1 protein-coding gene is annotated in these 787 nt (G+C 64.2%); it reads right to left on the reverse strand.

Annotated features, from left to right (window positions below):
• Positions 1-787, reverse strand: a 787-nt coding sequence (locus CWO91_RS42350; RefSeq protein ID WP_433995613.1) for a Mu transposase domain-containing protein, incomplete at both ends; no start/stop codon positions are given.

Below are 787 nucleotides of genomic sequence, written 5' to 3' on the forward strand. Positions count from 1 at the left end.
TGCATGACGGAGCGTCAGTGCGGCCGGCGTCATGATGTTGGCCGGTGGGGCGGGTTCACGTTGACGGGCGAGGATATTGAGCACGACATCGGCGGAATGGACGCTGTGACTGAGCGCTTCGGCACAGGCCGCTTCCACCGCGGGCAGACCGTCAGTCAGCACCGCATTGAGGATGTCGACCATCTGCCGATTGCCGTCATCGGTGCTGGCGAGCTTGCGTCGGATCCGCTCGATTGCGGCCGGCAGCACCCAGTCCTTGAAGGGAGCGCCGTTGCGCAAGGCGCCGGGTTTGCGAACGAGCACCGGCACATAGTGCCAGGGGTCGTAGACGGTATCGCCGCGGCCAAAGGATCGCGGATGCTCGGCAACGATGCGTCCATCCTGACGGATCACGATGCGATCGGCATAGGCTTGAACCTCGACCGGTCGTCCGACTGCGCTGGCTGCGACCGAGTACTTGTTGTTGTCGAAGCGCACCAGGCAGGTCTTCGAGACCGACGCCGTCACCGCATGGAAGCCGTCGAAGCGGCCGGCATAGGGAACGAGCTTGGGGCGTTCGGCTTCGAACACTTCCCAGATCGTCTGATCGACCAGCTCCGGATGGCGATGCGCCTTGGCGTAGGCGATGCATTTGTCGAGCAGCCAGGCGTTTAGCTCGTCGAGGGTTTTGAACCGCAGCCGCGGCGTGAAGAAGCGTTCCCTGACCAGCCCGACCTGGTTCTCGACCTGCCCCTTCTCCCAGCCCGACGCTGGCGTGCAGGCGACCGGATCGACCAGATAGTGGCTG

It is taken from the genome of Bradyrhizobium genosp. SA-3 (assembly GCF_004212635.1).
GTDB lineage: Bacteria > Pseudomonadota > Alphaproteobacteria > Rhizobiales > Xanthobacteraceae > Bradyrhizobium.